Annotated in this window: 17 protein-coding genes; 8 read left to right on the top strand and 9 right to left on the bottom strand. The window is 63.1% G+C overall.

The genetic code is table 11. The annotated features are described in order from the left end of the window. Nucleotides 1–91 precede the first annotated feature (91 nt). The 3 genes from xdhB to EB235_RS01960 all read left to right on the top strand — a co-directional run bounded on the left by xdhB (nt 92) and on the right by EB235_RS01960 (nt 4350). Nucleotides 92–2455, top strand: coding sequence for a xanthine dehydrogenase molybdopterin binding subunit (gene xdhB, locus EB235_RS01970; protein ID WP_027032626.1), 2364 nt, complete (start codon nt 92–94; stop codon nt 2453–2455). A 59-nt stretch (nt 2456–2514) separates the two neighbouring features. Next, nucleotides 2515–3432 (top strand): xanthine dehydrogenase accessory protein XdhC, encoded by a 918-nt coding sequence (xdhC, locus tag EB235_RS01965; protein ID WP_027032627.1) that lies wholly within the window; start codon nt 2515–2517, stop codon nt 3430–3432. A gap of 81 nt (nt 3433–3513) precedes the next feature. Continuing rightward, nucleotides 3514–4350, top strand: a complete 837-nt coding sequence (locus EB235_RS01960) for a PhzF family phenazine biosynthesis protein (protein WP_027032628.1) — start codon at nt 3514–3516, stop codon at nt 4348–4350. Nucleotides 4351–4362: 12 nt separating this feature from the next. Here the strand turns inward: EB235_RS01960 and EB235_RS01955 are convergent, their stop codons facing one another. The 3 genes from EB235_RS01955 to EB235_RS01945 form a co-directional block, all read right to left on the bottom strand. Further along, nucleotides 4363–5610 (bottom strand): LLM class flavin-dependent oxidoreductase, encoded by a 1248-nt coding sequence (locus EB235_RS01955; protein WP_027032629.1) that lies wholly within the window; start codon nt 5608–5610, stop codon nt 4363–4365. Continuing rightward, complete coding sequence (locus tag EB235_RS01950; RefSeq protein WP_027032630.1) at nt 5607–6620, bottom strand: LLM class flavin-dependent oxidoreductase; 1014 nt, start codon at nt 6618–6620, stop codon at nt 5607–5609. The genes EB235_RS01955 and EB235_RS01950 overlap by 4 nt, the downstream gene beginning before the upstream one ends. A gap of 122 nt (nt 6621–6742) precedes the next feature. After that, on the bottom strand, nt 6743–7663 hold the full coding sequence (locus tag EB235_RS01945; protein WP_027032631.1) for a LysR family transcriptional regulator: 921 nt from the start codon (nt 7661–7663) through the stop codon (nt 6743–6745). 132 nt (nt 7664–7795) lie between these two features. On the opposite strand from EB235_RS01945, the gene EB235_RS01940 reads away from it, so the two are divergent. From EB235_RS01940 to EB235_RS01925, 4 genes are all read left to right on the top strand, one after another. Then, a complete protein-coding gene (locus EB235_RS01940; RefSeq protein ID WP_027032632.1) occupies nt 7796–9013 on the top strand; it encodes a urate hydroxylase PuuD in 1218 nt (405 codons plus the stop codon). A gap of 1 nt (nt 9014) precedes the next feature. Further along, nucleotides 9015–10328 carry a guanine deaminase gene (guaD, locus tag EB235_RS01935; protein ID WP_027032633.1) on the top strand — a complete coding sequence of 438 codons (1314 nt, stop codon included), beginning with the start codon at nt 9015–9017 and terminating at the stop codon, nt 10326–10328. A 77-nt stretch (nt 10329–10405) separates the two neighbouring features. Then, a complete protein-coding gene (locus EB235_RS01930; protein ID WP_027032634.1) occupies nt 10406–10909 on the top strand; it encodes a heme-degrading domain-containing protein in 504 nt (167 codons plus the stop codon). Continuing rightward, on the top strand, nt 10906–12171 hold the full coding sequence (locus EB235_RS01925; protein ID WP_027032635.1) for a glycerate kinase type-2 family protein: 1266 nt from the start codon (nt 10906–10908) through the stop codon (nt 12169–12171). The genes EB235_RS01930 and EB235_RS01925 overlap by 4 nt, the downstream gene beginning before the upstream one ends. Nucleotides 12172–12176: 5 nt before the next feature. Here EB235_RS01925 and EB235_RS01920 read toward each other — a convergent pair whose 3' ends face one another. The 4 genes from EB235_RS01920 to EB235_RS01905 form a co-directional block, all read right to left on the bottom strand. Continuing rightward, on the bottom strand, nt 12177–13640 hold the full coding sequence (locus EB235_RS01920) for a UdgX family uracil-DNA binding protein (RefSeq protein WP_027032636.1): 1464 nt from the start codon (nt 13638–13640) through the stop codon (nt 12177–12179). Nucleotides 13641–13642: 2 nt separating this feature from the next. Further along, the gene (locus EB235_RS01915) at nt 13643–14878 is read right to left on the bottom strand and encodes a putative DNA modification/repair radical SAM protein (protein ID WP_027032637.1); all 1236 of its coding nucleotides are present in this window, start codon (nt 14876–14878) and stop codon (nt 13643–13645) included. Nucleotides 14879–14964: 86 nt separating this feature from the next. Beyond that, on the bottom strand, nt 14965–16386 hold the full coding sequence (locus EB235_RS01910; protein ID WP_051429753.1) for a glutamine synthetase family protein: 1422 nt from the start codon (nt 16384–16386) through the stop codon (nt 14965–14967). Further along, entirely contained in the window at nt 16383–17762 is a 1380-nt protein-coding gene (locus EB235_RS01905; protein WP_027032639.1) for an aspartate aminotransferase family protein, read from the bottom strand. The genes EB235_RS01910 and EB235_RS01905 overlap by 4 nt, the downstream gene beginning before the upstream one ends. Before the next feature lie 156 nt (nt 17763–17918). Here EB235_RS01905 and EB235_RS01900 point away from each other — a divergent pair, with 156 nt between their 5' ends. Then, a complete protein-coding gene (locus EB235_RS01900; protein ID WP_027032640.1) occupies nt 17919–18371 on the top strand; it encodes a hypothetical protein in 453 nt (150 codons plus the stop codon). Between the two features lie 13 nt (nt 18372–18384). Here the strand turns inward: EB235_RS01900 and EB235_RS01895 are convergent, their stop codons facing one another. Both EB235_RS01895 and imm45 read right to left on the bottom strand, forming a co-directional pair. After that, entirely contained in the window at nt 18385–19359 is a 975-nt protein-coding gene (locus EB235_RS01895; protein ID WP_027032641.1) for a WD40 repeat domain-containing protein, read from the bottom strand. Next, a complete protein-coding gene (imm45, locus tag EB235_RS01890) occupies nt 19337–19711 on the bottom strand; it encodes an Imm45 family immunity protein (protein WP_032925819.1) in 375 nt (124 codons plus the stop codon). The genes EB235_RS01895 and imm45 overlap by 23 nt, the downstream gene beginning before the upstream one ends. Between the last annotated feature and the right edge of the window lie 6 nt (nt 19712–19717).

Genomic DNA, 19717 nt, shown 5'->3' with positions numbered 1-19717 from the left:
CCCCAAGCCCATCACGCTCGGCGCTGCCCCTCATCCGGCCCTTCGGGCCACCTTCTCCCCGTGAACGGGGAGAAGGGAAAAGGGGCGCTCTATGAACAAGCACGCCACATCAAATCTCAAACCCGAAAAGATCGTCGGTGGCGTCGCCACCGACCAGCGCCATGACTCGGCCCACAAGCATGTCAGCGGCACCGCCGTCTATATCGACGACATGCCGGAACCGGCAGGCACGCTGCATGTCGGGCTCGGCCTCTCGAAGGTGGCGCATGGCACGCTGAAGAGTGTCGACCTCTCGGCCGTGCGGACAGCCCCCGGCGTCCTCGATGTGCTGACCTATGCCGACGTGCCCGGCGAAAACGACGTCTCGCCCTCCAACATGCATGACGACCCGGTGCTGGCGGAAGGCAAGGTGCAGTTCTTCGGCCAGCCGATCTTCGCGGTCATTGCTGAAACACGGGATGCTGCGCGCCGTGCCGCGCGGCTGGCCAGGATCGAATATGAGGAACTTCCAGCCATCCTCGGCATCTGGCCGCTGGATCCGCTCCAGGACAGGCTGGTCACCACGCCGTTGACCTTGCGGCGCGGCGATGCTGCTGCGGCAATCGCCGCGGCGCCCCGTCGGGTGAAAGGGCGCATGAAGCTCGGCGGACAGGACCACTTCTACCTTGAGGGCCAGGTATCGTTGGCGGTGCCGGGCGAAGACGACGAGGTCACGGTCTATTGCTCGACCCAGGGGCCGAGCGAGACCCAGCACCTTGTCTCTCATGTGCTCGGCGTGCCGAGCCATGCGGTGACGGTCGAGGTTCGCCGCATGGGCGGCGGCTTCGGCGGCAAGGAAACACAGGCCAACCAGTGCGCGGCAATCGCCGCCATCGCGGCCAAGAAGCACAAGTGCGCCGTCAAGGCCAGGCTCGATCGCGATGAGGACATGACCGCCACCGGCAAGCGGCACGACTTCGCCATTGATTATGAGGTCGGCTTCGACAACGAGGGCAATATACTCGGTGTCGACTTCATGTTCGCCCTCAACGCCGGCTTCTCGGCCGACCTGTCCGGTCCTGTCGGCGACCGTGCGCTGTTCCATTGCGACAACGCCTATTTCTATCCGAACGTCCACGCCAAATCGGCGCCGCTCTACACCAACACCGTTTCCAACACGGCCTTCCGGGGCTTCGGTGGTCCGCAAGGCATGATCGGCGCCGAGCGGGTCATCGATGAGGTTGCCTTCGCGGTCGGCAAGGATTCGCTCGAAATCCGCAAGCTGAATTTCTATGACCCGATGGAGGCCATCGGCGCGCGCGACGTCACGCCCTACCACCAGAAGGTAGAGGACAACATCATCCAGCGAATCGTCGCCGAACTGGAGGAAAGCGCCAACTATGCGCGGCGGCGGCGCGAGATACAGGCCTTCAACGCCAACAGCCGCTTCATCAAGCGCGGCCTGGCGCTGACGCCGGTGAAGTTCGGCATCTCCTTCACCAAGACCGAGTCCAACCAGGCCGGCGCCTTGGTGCATGTCTATGCCGACGGTTCCGTGCACATGAATCATGGCGGCACGGAAATGGGGCAGGGCCTGCACCTCAAAGTGGCGCAGGTCGTGGCGGAAGAATTCCAGATCGACCTCGCCAGAGTGAAGATCACCGCCACCACCACCGCCAAGGTGCCGAACACGGCGCCGACAGCGGCGTCCTCGGGCGCCGACCTCAATGGCATGGCGGCGCAGGATGCGGCGCGGCAAATCCGCAAGCGGCTCACCGATTTCGCCGCCGAGAAATATCAGGTGCCGGTCGATCAGGTGGTGTTCCTGCCCAATCGGGTTCGCGTCGGCAACCAGGAAATCAGCTTCAACGATCTGATCAAGCAGGCTTTTATTGCACGCGTGCAGCTCTCTGCCGCCGGTTTCTACAAGACGCCGAAGATCCATTGGGACCGCGCCAAGGGCCAGGGCCACGCCTTCTATTATTACGCCTATGGCGCGGCCTGCTCTGAAGTGTCCGTCGATACGCTGACCGGCGAATATGTCGTCGAGCGCGCGGACATCCTGCATGATTGCGGCCGCTCACTGAACCGGGCGATCGACATCGGCCAGGTCGAGGGCGGCTTCATCCAGGGCATGGGCTGGCTGACGACAGAGGAACTGTGGTGGGACGACAAGGGCCGGCTGCGCACGCATGCGCCGTCCACCTACAAGATCCCGCTGGCGTCCGATCGCCCGAAGATTTTCAACGTGGCGCTGACCGACTGGTCGCAGGCTTACGAACCGACCATCCATCGTTCCAAGGCGGTCGGCGAGCCGCCGCTGCCGCACGGCATGTCGGTTCTGCACGCGCTGTCGGACGCGGTGGCCAGCGTCGCCGACCACAAGATCTGCCCGCGTCTCGATGCGCCGGCAACGCCGGAACGCGTGTTGATGGCAATCGAGCGGTTGAAGAAAGAGGTCAAGGCAGGCGCCTGAACGAGCGAAACGTGCAACCCAGGCCGAAAAAGCCTATATTTCCCAATAGGGAAGCTAAGATGAACTCGAAAGTGCAAAGCCTGAAAGCCTTTCTTGCCAGCGCCGGCCGGGTCGCGCTGGTCGAAGTGGCCGGCACCAAAGGCTCGACGCCTCGCGAGAAAGGCGCCTTCATGCTCGTCTCGGCATCGGCGATTCTTGGCACGATCGGCGGAGGTCAGCTCGAATACATGGCTCTCGACAAGGCGCGGCAGATGGTAATGCCGTCCGGTCGGCTTGGTTCGGTCGGCCGTCTTCAATCAAGTTCCCGCATCGAGGTCGATGAAGTCTGCGCCACACTCGACGTACCTCTGGGGCCGGAGATCGGCCAATGCTGCGGTGGGCGTGTCGAAGTCTTGATCCGACTTGTCGATGCCACGCTCGCTGCCGAGCTGGTTGCGACGGCGGAAGCCGAAGAGGCACACCTGCCGCATGTCTACATCTTCGGCGGCGGGCATGTCGGCCAGGCGCTGGCCGCATCGCTTGCGCTCTTGCCCATTCATGCCGTCGTCATCGAGACGCGGGCCGAGGCGCTGGAGGGGATGCCGGAAACCGTCGAGACACGGCTGACCCCGATGCCGGAGGCCGAGATTCGCAAAGCTCCCCCCGGCGCGGCTTTCGCGATCCTCACGCATGACCACGCACTGGATTTCCTGATCGTCACCGAAGCGCTGAAACGCGACGACGCGGCCTATGTCGGCATGATCGGCTCGAAGACCAAGAAGGCCACGTTCAAGAACTGGTTCCTGAAGTCAGCTGAAGGCAGCGAGGCGGAGTTTGCCCGGCTCGTCTCGCCGATCGGCGGCGATGCCGTCAAGGACAAGCGCCCTCCGGTGATCGCCGCCCTCGCAGCCGCCCAGATCATGACGGCGCTGGTCGTTCACAATGCGTCGTCAAATGCCGACCACCAGGTCCGGCAGGAAAAGGCGATGGCTGGTTAGCTGTCGCCGGCTTGTGTTTTCAATCGCCCGAACCACGCATTTGCGCTATCCACCCGGCATTGCGGCATGAGGCGAAGACATATGGATGTTCTGAAAATCGCGGCTTTTTCGGATGGCGACACCGGCGGCAATCCGGCCGGAGTGTTGATAGACGACGTGTTGCCGGATGCGGCCGAAATGCAGCGTCTTGCGGCGGAGGTCGGCTTTTCGGAAACCGCCTTCGCTGCGCCGGATGGGGAGCGCTGGCGGGTTCGCTATTTCTCGCCGGAATCCGAGGTTCCGTTCTGCGGTCATGCCACCATCGCTCTAGGAGCGGCTTTGGTTCGCCAGTTTGGCGACGGGATTTTCCCGCTGACCCTCAACCAAGCAAGCATCACCGTCGAAGGGTTCCGCGATGGGGCGAACGTTGTAGCCGCACTGCAGTCACCGCCGACAAAAAGCAGGCCGGCTCCGCCGGAGCTGATCACGGAGGCGCTGGCGTTGTTCGGCTACTCGCCAAGCGATCTCGATCCCGCCATTCCGCCTGCGCTGATCCATGGCGGCGCCGACCACCTCGTGCTCCCCCTGAAGTCGCGCGACGTACTGGCCGCCATGCACTACGAGCTGAAAGCCGGCCAGGCCTTCATGCGGCGCGAAGGGCTGGTGACCGTTCTGCTCGCTTATGCCGAAACGCCGCGGCTGTTCCACACGCGCAATCCCTTTGCCTCGGGCGGCGTCTATGAGGATCCGGCGACGGGAGCGTCGACGGCTGCCTTCGCCGGCTATCTGCGTGACATCGGCTGGCCGCATGGCGGCGCGATCGATATCGTGCAAGGCGAAGACATGGGCATGCGCTCGCGCCTGCATGCCGATATCCCGCCCGCGCCAGGCAGCTCGATCAGGGTTTCCGGCACGGCCCGGATGATGGACGAAGCATAGCAGCTGCCGGCCTCAGGCCGGCCGCTTCAAGCCTAGATGGTCGCGCAACGTGCGCCCCTCATAGTCCCTCCGGAACAGGCCGCGCCGCTGCAGTTCCGGCACGACCAGTGTGGCAAAGGCATCGAGTTCGCCCGGGAAATAAGCCGGCATGACATTGAAGCCGTCGGCAGCACCGCCTTCGAACCGCGCCTGCAATTCGTCGGCGACCTGCGCCGCCGTGCCGACAATACGCCAATGGCCGCGCGCGCCGGCGAAGTGGCGGGCAAGCTGGCGGATGGAAAGGCCGTCGCGGCGCGATTGCTCGACCACCAGCGCCTGCCGGCTTTTCATCCCCTCGCTTTCGGGCAGTTCCGGCAACGGCCCGTCGATCGGATAGCGCCCGAGATCGGAGATGCTGAGATAGCTGGACAGCAGCGCCACGCCGACATCGTCGGGAATGAGCGCCTGCAATTCCTCATGCTTCTCGCGGGCTTCGGCCTCGGTTTCCGCCACCACGGGTGAGACGCCCGGCATGATCTTGATGTCGTCAGGCTCACGCCCATAGGCGGCCATGCGCCCCTTGAGGTCGTCATAAAAGGCCTTCGCTTCCTCGAAGGTTTGCGCTGCCGTGAAGACCACGTCTGCGGTGCGGGCGGCAAGGTTGCGGCCGACATCCGAGGCGCCAGCCTGAACCATGACCGGCGCGCCCTGGGGTGACCGCGGCAGATCCAGCGGGTCCCGAACCGAAAAGCTCTGGCCGTCATGGCCGGAAGCCTTGCCGCGCCAAAGCCCGGTGACCACCTCGGCGAATTCTCGCGCCCGCTCGTAACGGTCGGCATGGGGCTTGAGGCCGGTCGCGCCGAAATTGGCGGCTTCGATGGGGCTGGCCGAGGTGACCAGGTTCCAGCCGGCCCGGCCGCCGCTCAGATGGTCGAGCGACAAAAAGGTGCGCGCGAGGCCATAGGGCTCGTTGTAGCTTGTCGAGGCGGTGGAAACGAGGCCGATGCGGCTGGTTTGCGCGGCCAGCGCAGACAGCAGGCTGATCGGCTCGAAGCCGATCGAACGCGACGTCTGGCTGGCGATCTCGACATTGGCCTCGCGCAGGCCTGCGGCGTCCTCGCAGAAGATCATGTCGAACTTCGCCGCTTCCGCCGTGCGCGCCAGCTGGATGTAATGATCGATGTCGATACCGGCGGTTACATGCGCCTTGGGATGGCGCCAGGCGGCGATATGGTGGCCCGTCGCCCACAGGAAGGCACCGAGCTTCATCTGCGCGGTCATTGCTCACCTCCACCGGCAGGCCCAAGATGCGAGCGCAAGGTCGTGCCGCGATAATTCTCTCGAAACAAGCCAAGCCGCCGCAGCTCCGGCACGACAAGATCGGCGAACGCGTCGAGTGCCGAACGCTGTGTCGGCAGCTGGACGTTGAACCCGTCGCAGCTTTCCGACTGGAATTTTTCCGCCAGCCCGTCGGCAAAGGCAGCCAGCTTTCCCGCCGTGCCGGGCGCAATGTTCGTCAGCACCTTAACGGCATCAGGCTCGCGCCCGCAGGCGAGGATGCGGCGCTTGAGATCGTCGTAGCTTGCTTTCGCGCCCTCGTTCGGTTCGTCGTCCAACAGGATGACATCGGCGGTGCGGACGGCAATATCCAGATCTGATACCGACAGGCCGGACAGCACCAACACCGGCGTATCCTGGGGCGATCGTGCAACATTCAGCGGGCCACGCACCGAAAAGAATTCGCCTTTGTGGTCAAGCGTGTGCATTTTTTCGGGGTTGTGGAAGCGGCCGCCGCTCTTGTCGAATAGCAATGCATCTGCATCCCAGCCCTGCCACAGGCCTCGAACGATGCCGATATATTCCTCGGTGCGGCGGCGAAAATCAGCGTCGGAAAATCCTTCCGGCCGGCTGAAATTGGCGGCCTCACGAGGGCTCTGCGCCATCGTGGCGCTCCATCCGGCGCGGCCATGGCTGATGATGTCGAGCGAAGCAAAACGGCGCGCCAGATTGTAGGGTTGGTGGGCAATGGTCGAGGCCGCGGCGACGAGGCCGATCTTGCTTGTCACCGTCGCTAGCGCCGCCAGCAAGGTCGTCGCTTCGAACGGCATCTGCTGGTTGGGCGTGTCCCCGCCGGCCGCCGGCGCGGAATCGGCAAGCAGCACCATGTCCAGTCCGGCGGCTTCGGCCTTTTGCACAAGACCAGCAAGATGGCTGAATTCCAGCTCGGGCGATGGATCGGCGGTTCCCGCAAACAGCGAAACGGCAAGATGCATTGTGGCGCCGTTGTCCATCGATAATCCCTGCAAGGCAAAACAGAATCGAGACTATGTTCGCCGCTTCCAGGGATGGCAACCGCTGGCGCTGGGCCAACCGCTGGTCACGTGCCGGCCAGTCTTCACTTTCAGGTCAGCCTCTACTTTCCAGCCAGAAGGTCATTGATCAGCCGCTGGCAGCGCTCGGCCATGAAGTCGAGCAACAGCCGCACCTTCGGGTCCTGCAGCTTTTTGTGGGGATAGACGGCGGCGAATTGCACCGGCGTCGGCGGCGTGTTGGCGAGGATCACCTGCAGCCGCCGGTCGCGAATGAAGGGTTCGACCTCGAAGCGCGGCTTGTTGATGATGCCACGCCCGGACAGCGCCCAGCCGGTCAGCACGTCGCCATCGTCGGTATCGTAGGGGCCGTGCACTTCGAATTTCTGCGGGCCGGCGGCCGTCTGCAGCGTCCACACATATTCGCGCGCGCCGGAATAGCGCAGCATCAGGCAATCATGCTTCTTGCCGATCAGTTCCTGCGGCTCCAACGGTTCGCCGCGGGCCTCCAGATATTTCGGCGCGGCCACCAGCACGCGCTCGCATTCCATGATGCCGCGCATCCTGAGGCTGGAATCCTCGATAATGCCGAGCCGGAAGGCCACATCGATACCTTCCTTCATGATGTCGACATTGTGGTCCGAGAGCCTGAGCCGCACCTCGATATCGGGATATTTGTCGTGGAAATCGGGAATGCCCGAAGCTACCAACCGACGGCCGAGGCCAAGCGGTGCGGTCACTTTGATGGTACCGCGCGGCTGGCCGGACAATGCCGAGACCGCCGCCTCCGCTTCGGTGATCGCCTCCAGCACCTGCTTGGCGCCCGAGTAGAACACCGTGCCATGCTCGGTCGGCATCAACTGTCTGGTCGTGCGATTAAACAGCCGCACTCCAAGGTGCTTCTCCAACTCCTTGATGCGGTTAGAGGCGACCGCCGGCGAAATGCGCATGTCGCGCCCGGCCGCTGACAGATTGCCGAGTTCGACGACGCGAACGAAGACGGCGATGTTGTCGAGATAGGCCATGCGGAGCACCTTCGCCGGTTTGCAGCGATCAGCCTAGTATTTTCCATTTTTTTTTGAAAGTCATCGTACACCTCGCCTCTTTCCGTTTGCGCACGAGCCCGTAAAGTCAGCCAATCGGCAGGGACGACTTCAATGATGGATTTCGCGATTTTCTGGGAATGGCTGAGCTTCGCCGTGCGCTGGCTGCATGTCGTCACCGGCATCGCCTGGATAGGTTCGTCGTTCTATTTCGTCGCGCTCGATCTTGGCCTGCGCCAGCGTCCGGGCATGCCTGTCGGCGCCTTCGGCGAGGAGTGGCAGGTTCATGGCGGCGGCTTCTACCACATCCAGAAATATCTGGTGGCGCCGGCCGAAATGCCGGAGCACCTGACATGGTTCAAATGGGAATCCTACGCCACCTGGCTGTCCGGCTTCGCCATGCTTTGCGTCGTCTATTATGCCGGCGCCGACCTATTCCTGATCGATCCCAATGTGCTGCCGATGTCGGTGCCGGTCGGCATCCTTTTGTCGATGGCGACAATCGGCGTCGGCTGGGTGGTCTATGATCTCTTGTGCCGCTCGCCGCTTGGCAAAAGCGACACCGGCCTGATGCTGGTGCTCTACGGCGTGCTGGTGTTCATCGCCTGGGGGCTGACGCATCTGTTCACCGGCCGCGCCGCCTTCCTGCATCTGGGCGCCATCACCGCCACGATCATGTCAGCCAATGTCTTCTTGGTCATCATCCCCAACCAGAAGATCGTCGTCGCCGACCTGATCGCCGGCCGCAAACCCGATCCGAAATACGGCAAGATCGCCAAGCAGCGCTCGCTTCACAACAACTACCTGACGCTGCCTGTGCTGTTCCTGATGCTGTCGAACCACTATCCCTTGGCGTTCGCCACGCAGTTCAACTGGGTCATCGCCTCGCTGGTGTTCATCATCGGCGTCTTGATCCGGCATTATTTCAACACCGTGCACAAGCGTGCCGGCAACCCGCACTGGACGTGGCTGGGTGCCCTTGTCCTGTTCATCATCATCATCTGGCTGTCGACCGTGCCCAAGGTGCTGACCGGTGAGCCCAAGGCGTCGGCCTCGGCGGACATCTATATCGCCTCGGCGCATTTCCCGGCCGTGCGCGACACGGTGCTCGGTCGCTGTTCGATGTGCCATGCGGCCGAACCTGTCTATGAGGGCATCTATCACGCGCCCAAGGGGGTGATGCTGGACACTGACGCTGACATCGCCAACCATGCCCGCGAGATCTATCTGCAGGCCGGCCGCAGCCACGCCATGCCGCCGGCCAACGTCAGCCAAATCACTGACAAGGAACGGGCGCTGCTGGTGGCCTGGTTCGAAGGCGCAGGGAAATAGAATGATTTCGACACTTCTGCGCGGCCGCACGCTGTCCTTCGTGCGCTGGCCGCAAACCATCGACGATCATTCGGCCTGGCGCTACGAGGAAGACGGCGGCCTGTTGCTCCACGACGGCAGGATCGTCGCCGCAGGTGCCTATGCGGATGTCGAGGAACAGGCCGGCGAGGGGACAAAAAAGATCGATCACCGGCCGCATCTGCTGCTGCCGGGCTTTATCGATGCCCACGTACATTTCCCGCAGATGCAGATCATTGCCTCCTATGGCGCCGAACTGCTCGACTGGCTGAACACCTACACCTTCCCGGAAGAAACGAAATTCGCCAACGCGCAGCACGGCCGCCGCATCGCCCGGCTGTTCCTTGACGAGATGGTGCGCCATGGCACGACGACGGTCGCCGCCTATTGCTCCGTGCACAAAGCCTCGGCGGAAGCCTTTTTCGCCGAGTCGCACGACCGCAACATGCTCAACATCGCCGGCAAGGTGATGATGGACCGCAACGCGCCCGAGGGCGTACTCGACACGCCGCAATCCAGCTATGACGATACGAAGGCGCTGATCAAGGAATGGCATGGCAAGGGCCGGCAGCACTACGCCATCACCCCGCGCTTCGCCATCACCTCGTCGCCGGAACAGATGGAGATGGCCGGCGCGCTGTGCCGCGAACATCCCGACCTGCACATGCAGACGCATCTGTCGGAGAACCACGCCGAGATCGCCTTCACGCAAGAGCTTTATCCGTGGTCGCGCGACTACACCGACGTCTACGAGCATTACGGGCTGCTGGGCAAAAAGAGCCTGTTCGGCCATTGCATCCATCTATCAGCGCGTGAAGCCGACGCACTTTCGGACAGTGGCTCGGTGGCTGTGTTCTGCCCGACCTCAAACCTGTTCCTCGGTTCCGGCCTGTTCGACTATCAGCGCTTTCGCCGCCGCGACAAGCCGCTCAGGATCGCCGCTGCCACCGATGTCGGCGGCGGCACCAATTATTCGATGCTGCGCACCATGGACGAAGGCTACAAGGTGATCGCGCTGAACGGCGAGAAGCTGAACCCGTTCCAGTCCTTCTGGCAGATGACGCGCGGCAATGCCGAAGCGCTGTCGGTGGCCGACAAGATCGGCACGCTGGATGAAGGCACCGAAGCCGACATCGTCGTGCTCGATGCCAGGGCAACACCGGCGATGCGGCTCAGGATGGAAACGGCGCAGACGCTGGCGCAGGAATTGTTCCTGCTGCAGACGCTGGGCGATGACCGCGCCGTGCGCGAGGTCTATGTCGCAGGACGAGCGGCGAAGAGCGATATGGCGATTTAGAGCGTCAGCTGCGTTCATTGCTTGACCCGGCGGCAGCCATCGGTCAAAGCGTGCGGCGAAGTTGACAGGGGAACGACATGGCCGTTGCTGACGACATCGCTCTGATCCGCAAACAGGAAGAAACCCTGGTCTTTCCAGCTTTCGATGAGGCCGTCGCCTTCAAGATCGGTTCCGCCATCCGCGATCGCGCATTGGCCGAAAACCTGCCTGTCATCGTCGACATCAGGCTGTGGGACCGGCCGCTATTTTACGCGGCAATGCCGGGTTCAAACGCTTCCAATCCCGACTGGGCGCGGCGCAAGATCAATGTCGTCAGGCGGTTCCTCAGAAGCACCTACCGTCTTGTGCTGGAACAGCAGCGCCCCGACCGCACCTTCAAGGTGGGTGAAGGCTTGGACATAGCGGATTATGTGCTCGCCGGCGGCGGCTTTCCGGTCACCGTCAAGGGCGCCGGTGTCATCGGCGTGATCGCCGTTTCCGGCCTGCCGGAACGCGAGGATCATGGCGTCGTGGTCGACGCGCTATGTGATCATCTCGGCGTCGACAAGCGCGGGCTGGCGTTGGCTCCGGAAGCCGAATGACCGTGCTCGAGCCCAAGGCCTTCCTCACCTCGATCTTCAATGCCGCCGTCGCCGCCGCCGATCCGGAGCGGACCATCCGTGATCATCTGCCGGCCAAGCCAAAGGGCCGCACCATCGTCATTGGCGCCGGCAAAGGCTCCGCACAGATGGCGGCTGCCTTCGAGAAGGTCTGGGATGACCCGATCGACGGACTGGTCGTTACCCGCTACGGCTATGGCGCCAAATGCGAGCGCATCGAGATCATCGAGGCCGCGCATCCGGTACCGGACGCTGCCGGCCTCGAAGCCTCGCGGCGCCTGCTGGCCAAGGTTCAGGGACTGACGGCGGATGATCTTGTCGTGGCGCTGATATCGGGCGGCGGCTCGGCGCTGCTGCCGTCGCCGGCCGCCGGCCTGACGCTGGCCGACGAGATCGCCGTCAACGAGGCGCTGCTCGCTTCCGGCGCGCCGATCGCAGCGATGAACACCATCCGCAAGCATCTTTCCACCATCAAGGGCGGCCGGCTGGCGGCGGCCGCCTGGCCCGCAAAAGTGGTGTCGCTGGTTGTCTCCGACATTCCCGGCGACAATCCAGCCCTTGTAGCCTCCGGGCCGACTGTTCCCGACACCGGCAGCCGTGAAGACGCGTTGGCGTCGATAGCGGCCTATGGCATGAAACTGCCAGACGCCGTGATGGCGCATATCAATTCGCCGGCTGCCGATGCACCCAACCCCGACGATCAGCGCTTCTCGCGCAACGAGGTGCATCTGATCGCTTCGGCCGGCGTGTCGCTGGAAGCGGCAGCGGCCGAAGCCAGGCGGCAAGGCATCGAGGCCGTCATCCTCTCCGATGCCATCGAGGGCGAAGCGCGCGAGGTTGGCGGCGTTCACGCGGCCATCGCGCGCGAAGTGGCAACGCGCAACAGGCCCTTCCAAAAGCCGGTGCTGATCCTGTCCGGTGGCGAAACGACTGTGACCTTGCGCGCAAAAGGCAAGGGTGGCCGCAACTCGGAATTCCTGCTCGCCTTCGCCATCGGCATCAACAGTGTCGAAGGCATCCACGCCCTGGCCGCCGATACCGACGGCATCGACGGTTCGGAAAACAATGCCGGCGCCTTCGCCGATGGCTCGACCGTATCGCGTATGCGCGCGGCCAGTGTCGATGCCAAGGCCATGCTGGCTGGCAACAACGCCTGGACGGCGTTCGATGCGGTGGGGGATCTGTTTGTGCCTGGCCCGACCGGCACGAACGTCAACGATCTGAGGGCCATTCTCGTCCGCTAGGCAGATCAAGCAGCCATCAACCGCTTCACCTCTCTCATGTCCCGCAAAAACCGCTCGCGTTCCGCCTCCTTCTCCGCAGGCTCCTGAATGCGCAGGATAAAAGACGGATGGATGGTGATGAAAACCCTCAATCCATCCTCACGCTCGATCACCTGCCCGCGCATTTTCGTCACCGGGATTGCCTTGCCGAGCAACGACAGCGCGGCCGTTGCGCCCAATGCCACCGCAAGCTCAGGCTTGATCAGCGCGAACTCCCGGTCGATCCACCAGCGGCAGGCCTGCACCTCACCAGCATTGGGCTTGGAGTGGATGCGCCGCTTGCCGCGTGGTTCGAATTTGAAATGCTTGACCGCATTGGTGACGTAGACCTTATGGCGCTCCACGCCTGCGTCATCGAGGATGGCGTCGAACACCTTGCCCGCCGGACCGACGAAAGGTTTGCCGGCGAGGTCTTCCTGGTCACCAGGCTGTTCGCCGACGAAAATCACCTTGGCATTGTCAGGGCCCTCGCCAAATACCGTCTGCGTCGCATCACGCCACAGCGGGCAGCGGTGGCAGCCTTTCGCCGCCTCGCGCAATTCGGAAATGGTGCTGGCCTCATCCTGAGGTACTTCGACTGACTGCTTCGGCCAATGCCTGGCCTGCACCTTGTCATGGTGCGGCGCGGGCGTGGTCGGCATCTTCGCAATCATGTCTTTGGCGGCCTTGTCCGCTCCTGCGATCAGGTCTGGAATGAGCGAGGCCTCGGGAAGGTTCCGCCAATATTTCTTCGGCATCTCCTTTTGCATGGCTTTCACCTTCAGCCGTGCCGGATTGAAGATGTTCTCGAAATAGGTGCGCCACAGTGCTTCGGTGTCATCCTGATCAGGTGCATCGCCCTTGGCGGCGCCTGGCCCGATCGCCAGCCTTTCGCCGTCCCAATCGGCGGAGGCATAGGGGGTCAATATGGTCCAGCGCATGCCGGTGAAACGCCTGACGAAGAAATCCGCGTTGCGCTCGACGATGAAATGATCGGGCTCGAACCAGGCGACATAGCGCTCATCGGCGCCCTCACCGATCTTCCGGAACCGCACGAAGGCATGCATCTTGTGGCTGTCGCGCCGCACTGCCTTTTCCATGGATTCAAGCCGTCTGGCGTCGGGATCCGACGCGATCGACAGCAGCTTTGGTTCGGTCCGCAAGCGCCACAGCATCCGATAGAGAAAGGCAAACCGGGTGGGGTCGCTATGGCAGAAGGCGGTTTCGGCATGCACGATAAAATCACGCGGCACGACAAGCTGCGCGCCCACAGGCGCGGCAGGCAAATCGCACGGCGGCTGGTCGGAACCGGCCGCGACATGCCAGCTAATATCCTCGGGTCGGACCTCATTCAGCGCCAGCCGCCGTGCCGCATCGCGCCAGCCGGTAAAATCGGTCTCGCTATCGAGCCGCACGCTATACCGGGCAAGATTGAGCTCAGCCGGCTTCATGGTCAAAACAGCGACAGTTGCTCGCAGGAGCGCATGATCTTGTCGCGCAAGCCCTGCTTGTCGGTGAGCGCTCCCGGCGACCAGCCTTCGGCGATGATGAACGGCCTGAGTTTAGCGATCGACTGGCAAATCCGCCCGACATCTTCGAGTCGCATGCGGCGGTGGCGACGCGTCTCCAGGATTTTTGCCACCACCTTGGTGCCGAGGCCGGGCACGCGCAGCAGGGATTCGCGGTCGGCGCGGTTCACGTCGACCGGAAACTGCCCCCGGTTGCGCAGCGCCCAGGCGAGCTTGGGATCGATGGCAAGGTCGAGCATGCCGTCGTCGCTGCCGGCCAGGATTTCCGGCTGCGAAAACCCGTAAAACCGCATCAGCCAGTCGGCCTGGTAAAGCCGGTGTTCGCGCATCAGCGGCGGCTTCTGCAGGGGCAAGGACGACGACGAGTCGGGGATCGGGCTGAAGGCGGAATAACAAACGCGCCGCAGATGGTAGCTGCCATAAAGCCGGGCGCTGGTGTGCAATATGCCGTCGTCGGATGTCTTGTCGGCGCCGACGATCATCTGCGTCGACTGGCCGCCTGGAGCGAAGCGTTCGCGCTTTTTGGTTCGGAGTGTCGGCTCGGCCTTTTCCTCCATCTTCTGGCGCAGCCTGGCCATGGAAAGCCGGATCGTTTCCGGCTTCTTTTCCGGTGCCAGTTTTTTGACACCTTCGTCGGTCGGCAGTTCGACATTGATCGACAGCCGGTCGGCATAGAGGCCGGCCTGTTCGACCAGTTCCGCCGAACTTTCCGGAATGGTCTTCAGATGGATATAGCCGGAGAATTTCTCTTCCAGCCGCAGCCGTCGCGCCACCTCGACCATCTCACCCATGGTCTCGTCAGGCGACCGGATGACGCCCGAGGACAGGAACAGGCCCTCGATGTAATTGCGCCGGTAGAAATCCATGGTCAGCTTCACTACTTCGTCGATGCTGAAGCGGGCACGCTTCACATTTGAGGACGAGCGGTTGATGCAATAGCTGCAATCATAGATGCAGAAATTGGTGAGCAGGATTTTCAAGAGCGAAATGCAGCGCCCGTCCGGCGCGTAGGAATGGCAGATGCCCATCCCCTCTGTGGAGCCAATGCCGCCAGTTTTCAGGGAATCCTTTTTCGCCGAGCCTGATGAGGCGCAGGAGGCGTCATATTTGGCGGCATCGGAAAGGATAGCCAGTTTTTCACGAACAGTGAGTGCGCTCATCTGTTCATGATATGTTCTATGATGCTGGTGTGCTACCTCATTTGATGGTGGCGGCGAAAAAGTGATCGCCGCCTATCATCAAGTCATCACACCTCGTGCAGGTAGAGGTGATAATCCAGTTCGCTGACCGTGCGCGCCACGCGCAGATATTCGGACTGTTTGATCGCCACGAAGGTCCGGTGCAGGTCCTCGCCAAGCGCGCCTTTCAGAAAGCTGGATGCTCTTGCAGTCTCGATGGCGCCACGCCAATCGGCCGGCATCGTCGTGCGGGTGACGGCCGCTTCATAGCCATTGCCGGTCGTTTCAGGGCCAGGGTCGAGACCTTCGTCGAGGCCCTTGATGATGCCGGCCAGAACCGTCGCGGCGATCAGATAGGGATTGGCGTCGACGCCCGACGGCCGGTGCTCGATGCGCCGGTTCTTCGCGTCGCCCGCCGGCACGCGCAGCGCCACCGAGCGGTTGTTGACGCCCCAGGTCGGCGCCACCGGCGCGTAGGATTGCGAGACGAAGCGCCGCCATGAATTGGCGTGCGGCGCAAACACCAGCATCGATTCCGCCATCGTCTGGATCAGGCCGCCGAGGCCTTGCAGCAAGGGCAGCGACCAGCTCTCGCCGCCGGCTTCGGCAAACACGTTTCTGCCTGATTTGTCCTGCAGCGAGACGTGGAAATGCATGCCCGAGCCGGCATATTTCTCGATCGGCTTGGCCATGAAACAGGCGGTCACGCCATGCCTGCGCGCCTGTGCCCGCACCAGCCGCTTCAGCATGACGAGGTCGTCGGCGGCTCGCATCACATCCTTGCGGTAGTTCAGCGTCAGTTCGTACTGGCCGGGCGCATATTCGGAAATGACCGTCTCGGCCGGAATGCCTTGTGCCTTGGCGGCGGCGTAGATGTCGGAGAACAGCGGCTCCATGCCGTGCAGATGGTCGACCGAATAGACCTCGGTCTTGCCCGAGACGCGGCCATCGAGCACTGCGCGCGCCGGCTGCACCTTGCCGTCGGCATCGCGCTCATTGGCCAGGAGAAAAAACTCGAGTTCGAAGGCGCCGGCCGGGTAAAGCCCCTTGGCCGCCAATATGTCGACCTGCCGGGCCAGCGCCAGGCGCGGATCCGAAGACATTGGCTGGCCGTCGAGATGATACATCGCCATCAGCAACTGGCCTCGCGGCGGGTTGGTGCCGTAAAGCGGCACCAGCGTGCCGGGGATCGGCCAAGCCCTGAGGTCGCCGTCGCCGGTGGTCCAGATCAGCCCGGTTTCGTGCACATCCTCGCCGGTGATGTCGAGGCCGAGGATCGAGATAGGCATGTGCCGGCCGCCCTCGAAAATGCTCTTCAGCTCGTGCCGGCGCACAATCTTGCCGCGGCCGACGCCATTCGCGTCGGTCAGCACGATATCGAAGGCCTCTATCTCGGGATGGGTCTCGAGAAAGGCTTGTGCCTCAGCGGGCGAGGACCCCGATGGCGAGGTCAGGGTGGCATTGGGATTGTCCATAGCCGCTTGTCTCATGCCGCAAGCTTTGCCGCAACCGCAGCGAAGGCGCTGATCAGCCGGTTGACCTGAGCGCCTGACGTCGCCGGCGAGATCAGCATCATGTTGTGGAAGGGTGCGATCAGCACGCCACGGTTGACCAGCCCGACATGGATTGCGGCCTCCAGTTCGGGCGCATGCGCGGTCTCAGCCTCCGCGCCGTTGCGCAGCGGGCCGGGCGCGCAGATGAATTCGACGCGCGCACCGACGCGGGCGACATGCCAGGGCAGGCGATAGCGGTCGATCACGCCGGTCAGCCCGGCATCGAGCCGCCGCGCCAGATGGTCCATGCGGTCATAATTTTCCTCGGTCATCACTTCTTCGAGTGTGGCGCGCATGGTGGCGAACTGCAGTGGGTTGGCCGACAGCGTCGTGCCCATGCCGGAATAGCCAGGCTCCTTGGTCCTGTTGTAGTCGGCGTAGCGCGAGGCGACCTCATCGCTCATGCCCCACACGCTTGCCGGCACGCCGCCGGCGATCGGCTTGCCCAGCACGAAGAGGTCCGGGTCGAGCCCGTATTTCCTGGTGTAGCCGCCGGGGCCGGTCGAGATCGTGTGCGTCTCGTCGATCAAAAGCAGCGTGCCGGCTGCGCGGGTCAGTCGGCGCAGCGCGTCATGGAAGCCTGGGTCGGCCAGCACCATGCAGGAATTGGTCAGCACAGGTTCGGCGATGACGCAGGCCACATCCCTATCCTTCAGGGCTGCTTCAAGTGCCGGAATGTCGTTGAATTCAATGACCTTGGCCGTGCGGGTCAGGTCGCGGAATTCGCCTGCCAGCCCAGGCCGGTTGACGGGCTTGCCGTCGACCAGCCGCACCATCGTCTCGTCGACCGAGCCATGGTAGCAGCCGTTGAAGACAAGGATCTTTTCCCGCCCGGTGATGGCCCGGGCCACACGAAGCGCAAAACGGTTGGCGTCGGTCGCCGTCGTCGCGATCTGCCAGAACGGCAGGCCGAAGCGCTGCTGCAACAGCGGCCCGATGGCAAGCGCATCTTCCGAAGGCAGCATATAGGTCAGGCCGCGTCCGGCCTGGCGGCGGATGGCGCGTGCCACCGGCGGCGGCGAATGGCCGAACATCGAGCCGGTGTCGCCAAGGCAGAAATCGTCGAGCCTGTTGCCGTCGATGTCGGTGATCGCAGCACCCCTGGCGCTGTCGACCAGGATCGGAAACGGCGTCGGCCAGTCGTTCATCCAGTGCATAGGCACGCCGCCGAAGAAGCCGGGCAGGCCATTGCCGACCTTGGCCTGGGATTTCGGCCGCGCCGCGCGGAAGGCTGCCCCTTCGGTCTCGCGTAATTGCGCGATGCGGTCACGGCTGATGCCGCCAATGGTCTCTGAACTGTCGCTGCTGTGCATGGAAACCCCTCTGATAGGTTCCTCTTAGCCAATCAACCCCCGCGACCGCAATTGGTCGCGCGTCTGTCCTGCGTTGGCTCAGCCACCAGCGGCGGCGCTTGACCCTCTCTGCGAAGTCAGCGCCAATGCTGTCGGCAATGGCGACGCGGGGGGAAAATGCGGACGATCATCTGCGTGACGATGCTGTTTCTGTCGGTAGGCACTGCGTTTGCCACCGGTGGTATCTGGTGCTCCGTCGACGATGCGGCGGTGAAATTCCAGGTCGATGCCGGCGTCACCACCGGCATGGGCGGCCCGACCTTCAACTTTCGCGGCGACCTCGAAATCAAGGCAAGGCCCGCCGGCGATCAATTGCGCAAGACGATGTTCGAAAATTCCAACCTCACCCAGTACTGGCTCGACAACAAGGAACTGCGGCTGAACATCTATCACGAGCAGGAGGTGGCCAAGAGGTTCAGCTCGGTCGAACTGACGATCCTGACCAAGGCCAGCGATGAAGGCGTCTATGGCGGAGACTACAAGCTTGCCGTCTATGACAGCACGGCCGACAAGGATAGCGACGGCAAGACCGTCGATCTGACGGGCAAGGTCTCCTGCGGCGCCGAGTGACCGCTGTTATGAACTACGCCGCGATGTCGATGACGCCGCAGTCTCCGGCCGCACTGCCGAAGGCGACGCGGCGTTCTTCCTTGTCCCACATCATCGAAGTGATGGCGCCTTTGCCGGGCCGCCGCAACAGCACTTCCTTGGCGTCGGAAAAACGTACAGCCATGACCATGCCGTCGTCATAGCCGACGGCGACGACATCCTGGCTCGGGTGGCACGCGACCGCTGTCACCATGGCATTGCCACGTGTGCCGAGTTCCAGCGGCGCCTTGCCCATCGGCCCGTCCTTGCCCGAAAACGGCCAGACGATCGCCGCCGGTGCGCCGGAACTGGCCAGCCATTTGCCCTTGACGCTCCACGACAGGCTTTTGACCTTGCCGGGATAGCCGGTCATGCGCATGTGCTTGCCGTCGGCGAGCTTCCAGCCATGCAAGGCATTCTCCTGCATGGTGGTGACGAGGAAGGCGCCGTCGGGTGAGAAGGTGATGCCGGTATGGGCGCCGGCCCATTCGAGCTCCACCGGTTTGCCTTCGGCGGCCGGGAAATGCAGCGTCGCACCATTGTAGCGGGCGACGCCGAAGCGCATGCCCTTGGGCGAAAACGCCAGCCCCTCGACCGAACGCGGATGGACAAATTCCCTTGTCTTGCCATCGGCGAAGCGCACAAAGGCGGTCTTGCCGGTGGCGTAGGCGATGGCGCCTTGCGGCCCGGCGGCAACGCTGGTGATCCATTTCTTGCCGGCTGTTGCCAATTCCCTGGCCTCGCCGCCGGCCTTCACGGCGAACACCTTGCCGTCCTCGCCGCCAGTGATCAGCCGGTCATTGGCTGCATCATGGAAGGCCGCGAGCAGCCCGTCATTGGCCTGCACCGTCTTGTGGCCATTGTCGAGCCGATGGACGGCGCCGTCGGCCAACGCAAAATGCGGCACGTCGCCGAGGAAGACCGCAGCGACGCAATGGCCTTCAAGATCAAGCGGGGCGACGGTCGGCATGGCGGGTCTCAACAGTCATTCGTTCGTTCCAGCGCAGGATGACGGTGTCCTCGATCGGAACCGGGCCGCCTTGATAGGTGAAGACGAACCATTTGTCCCAGTTTTCGATCAACCAAACCTTCGAAAGTGCGGGTTTTTTCTCGAACCTGCTTTCCTCCGGCAGCACGGCGAAAACGAGGCCCGCCTTATAGCCGGATGTCACCATGAGACCGAGCCCGGCCTCCTCTTCGCGGGGATCGAAGATCAGAAGATCGACCGAGCCGGAAGCCGGCCCGAGATAGTAATTGTCGGAAAGTCGTATGATGTCGCCGATGATCAGAAAATCATCGGCGAGATCGAGCAGACGCGGCATTGGTTG

The organism is Mesorhizobium loti R88b, assembly GCF_013170845.1.
GTDB lineage: Bacteria > Pseudomonadota > Alphaproteobacteria > Rhizobiales > Rhizobiaceae > Mesorhizobium > Mesorhizobium loti_B.
The sequence above is the reverse complement of the archived record's forward strand: the minus strand, read 5'-3'. Positions and strand labels throughout refer to the sequence as shown.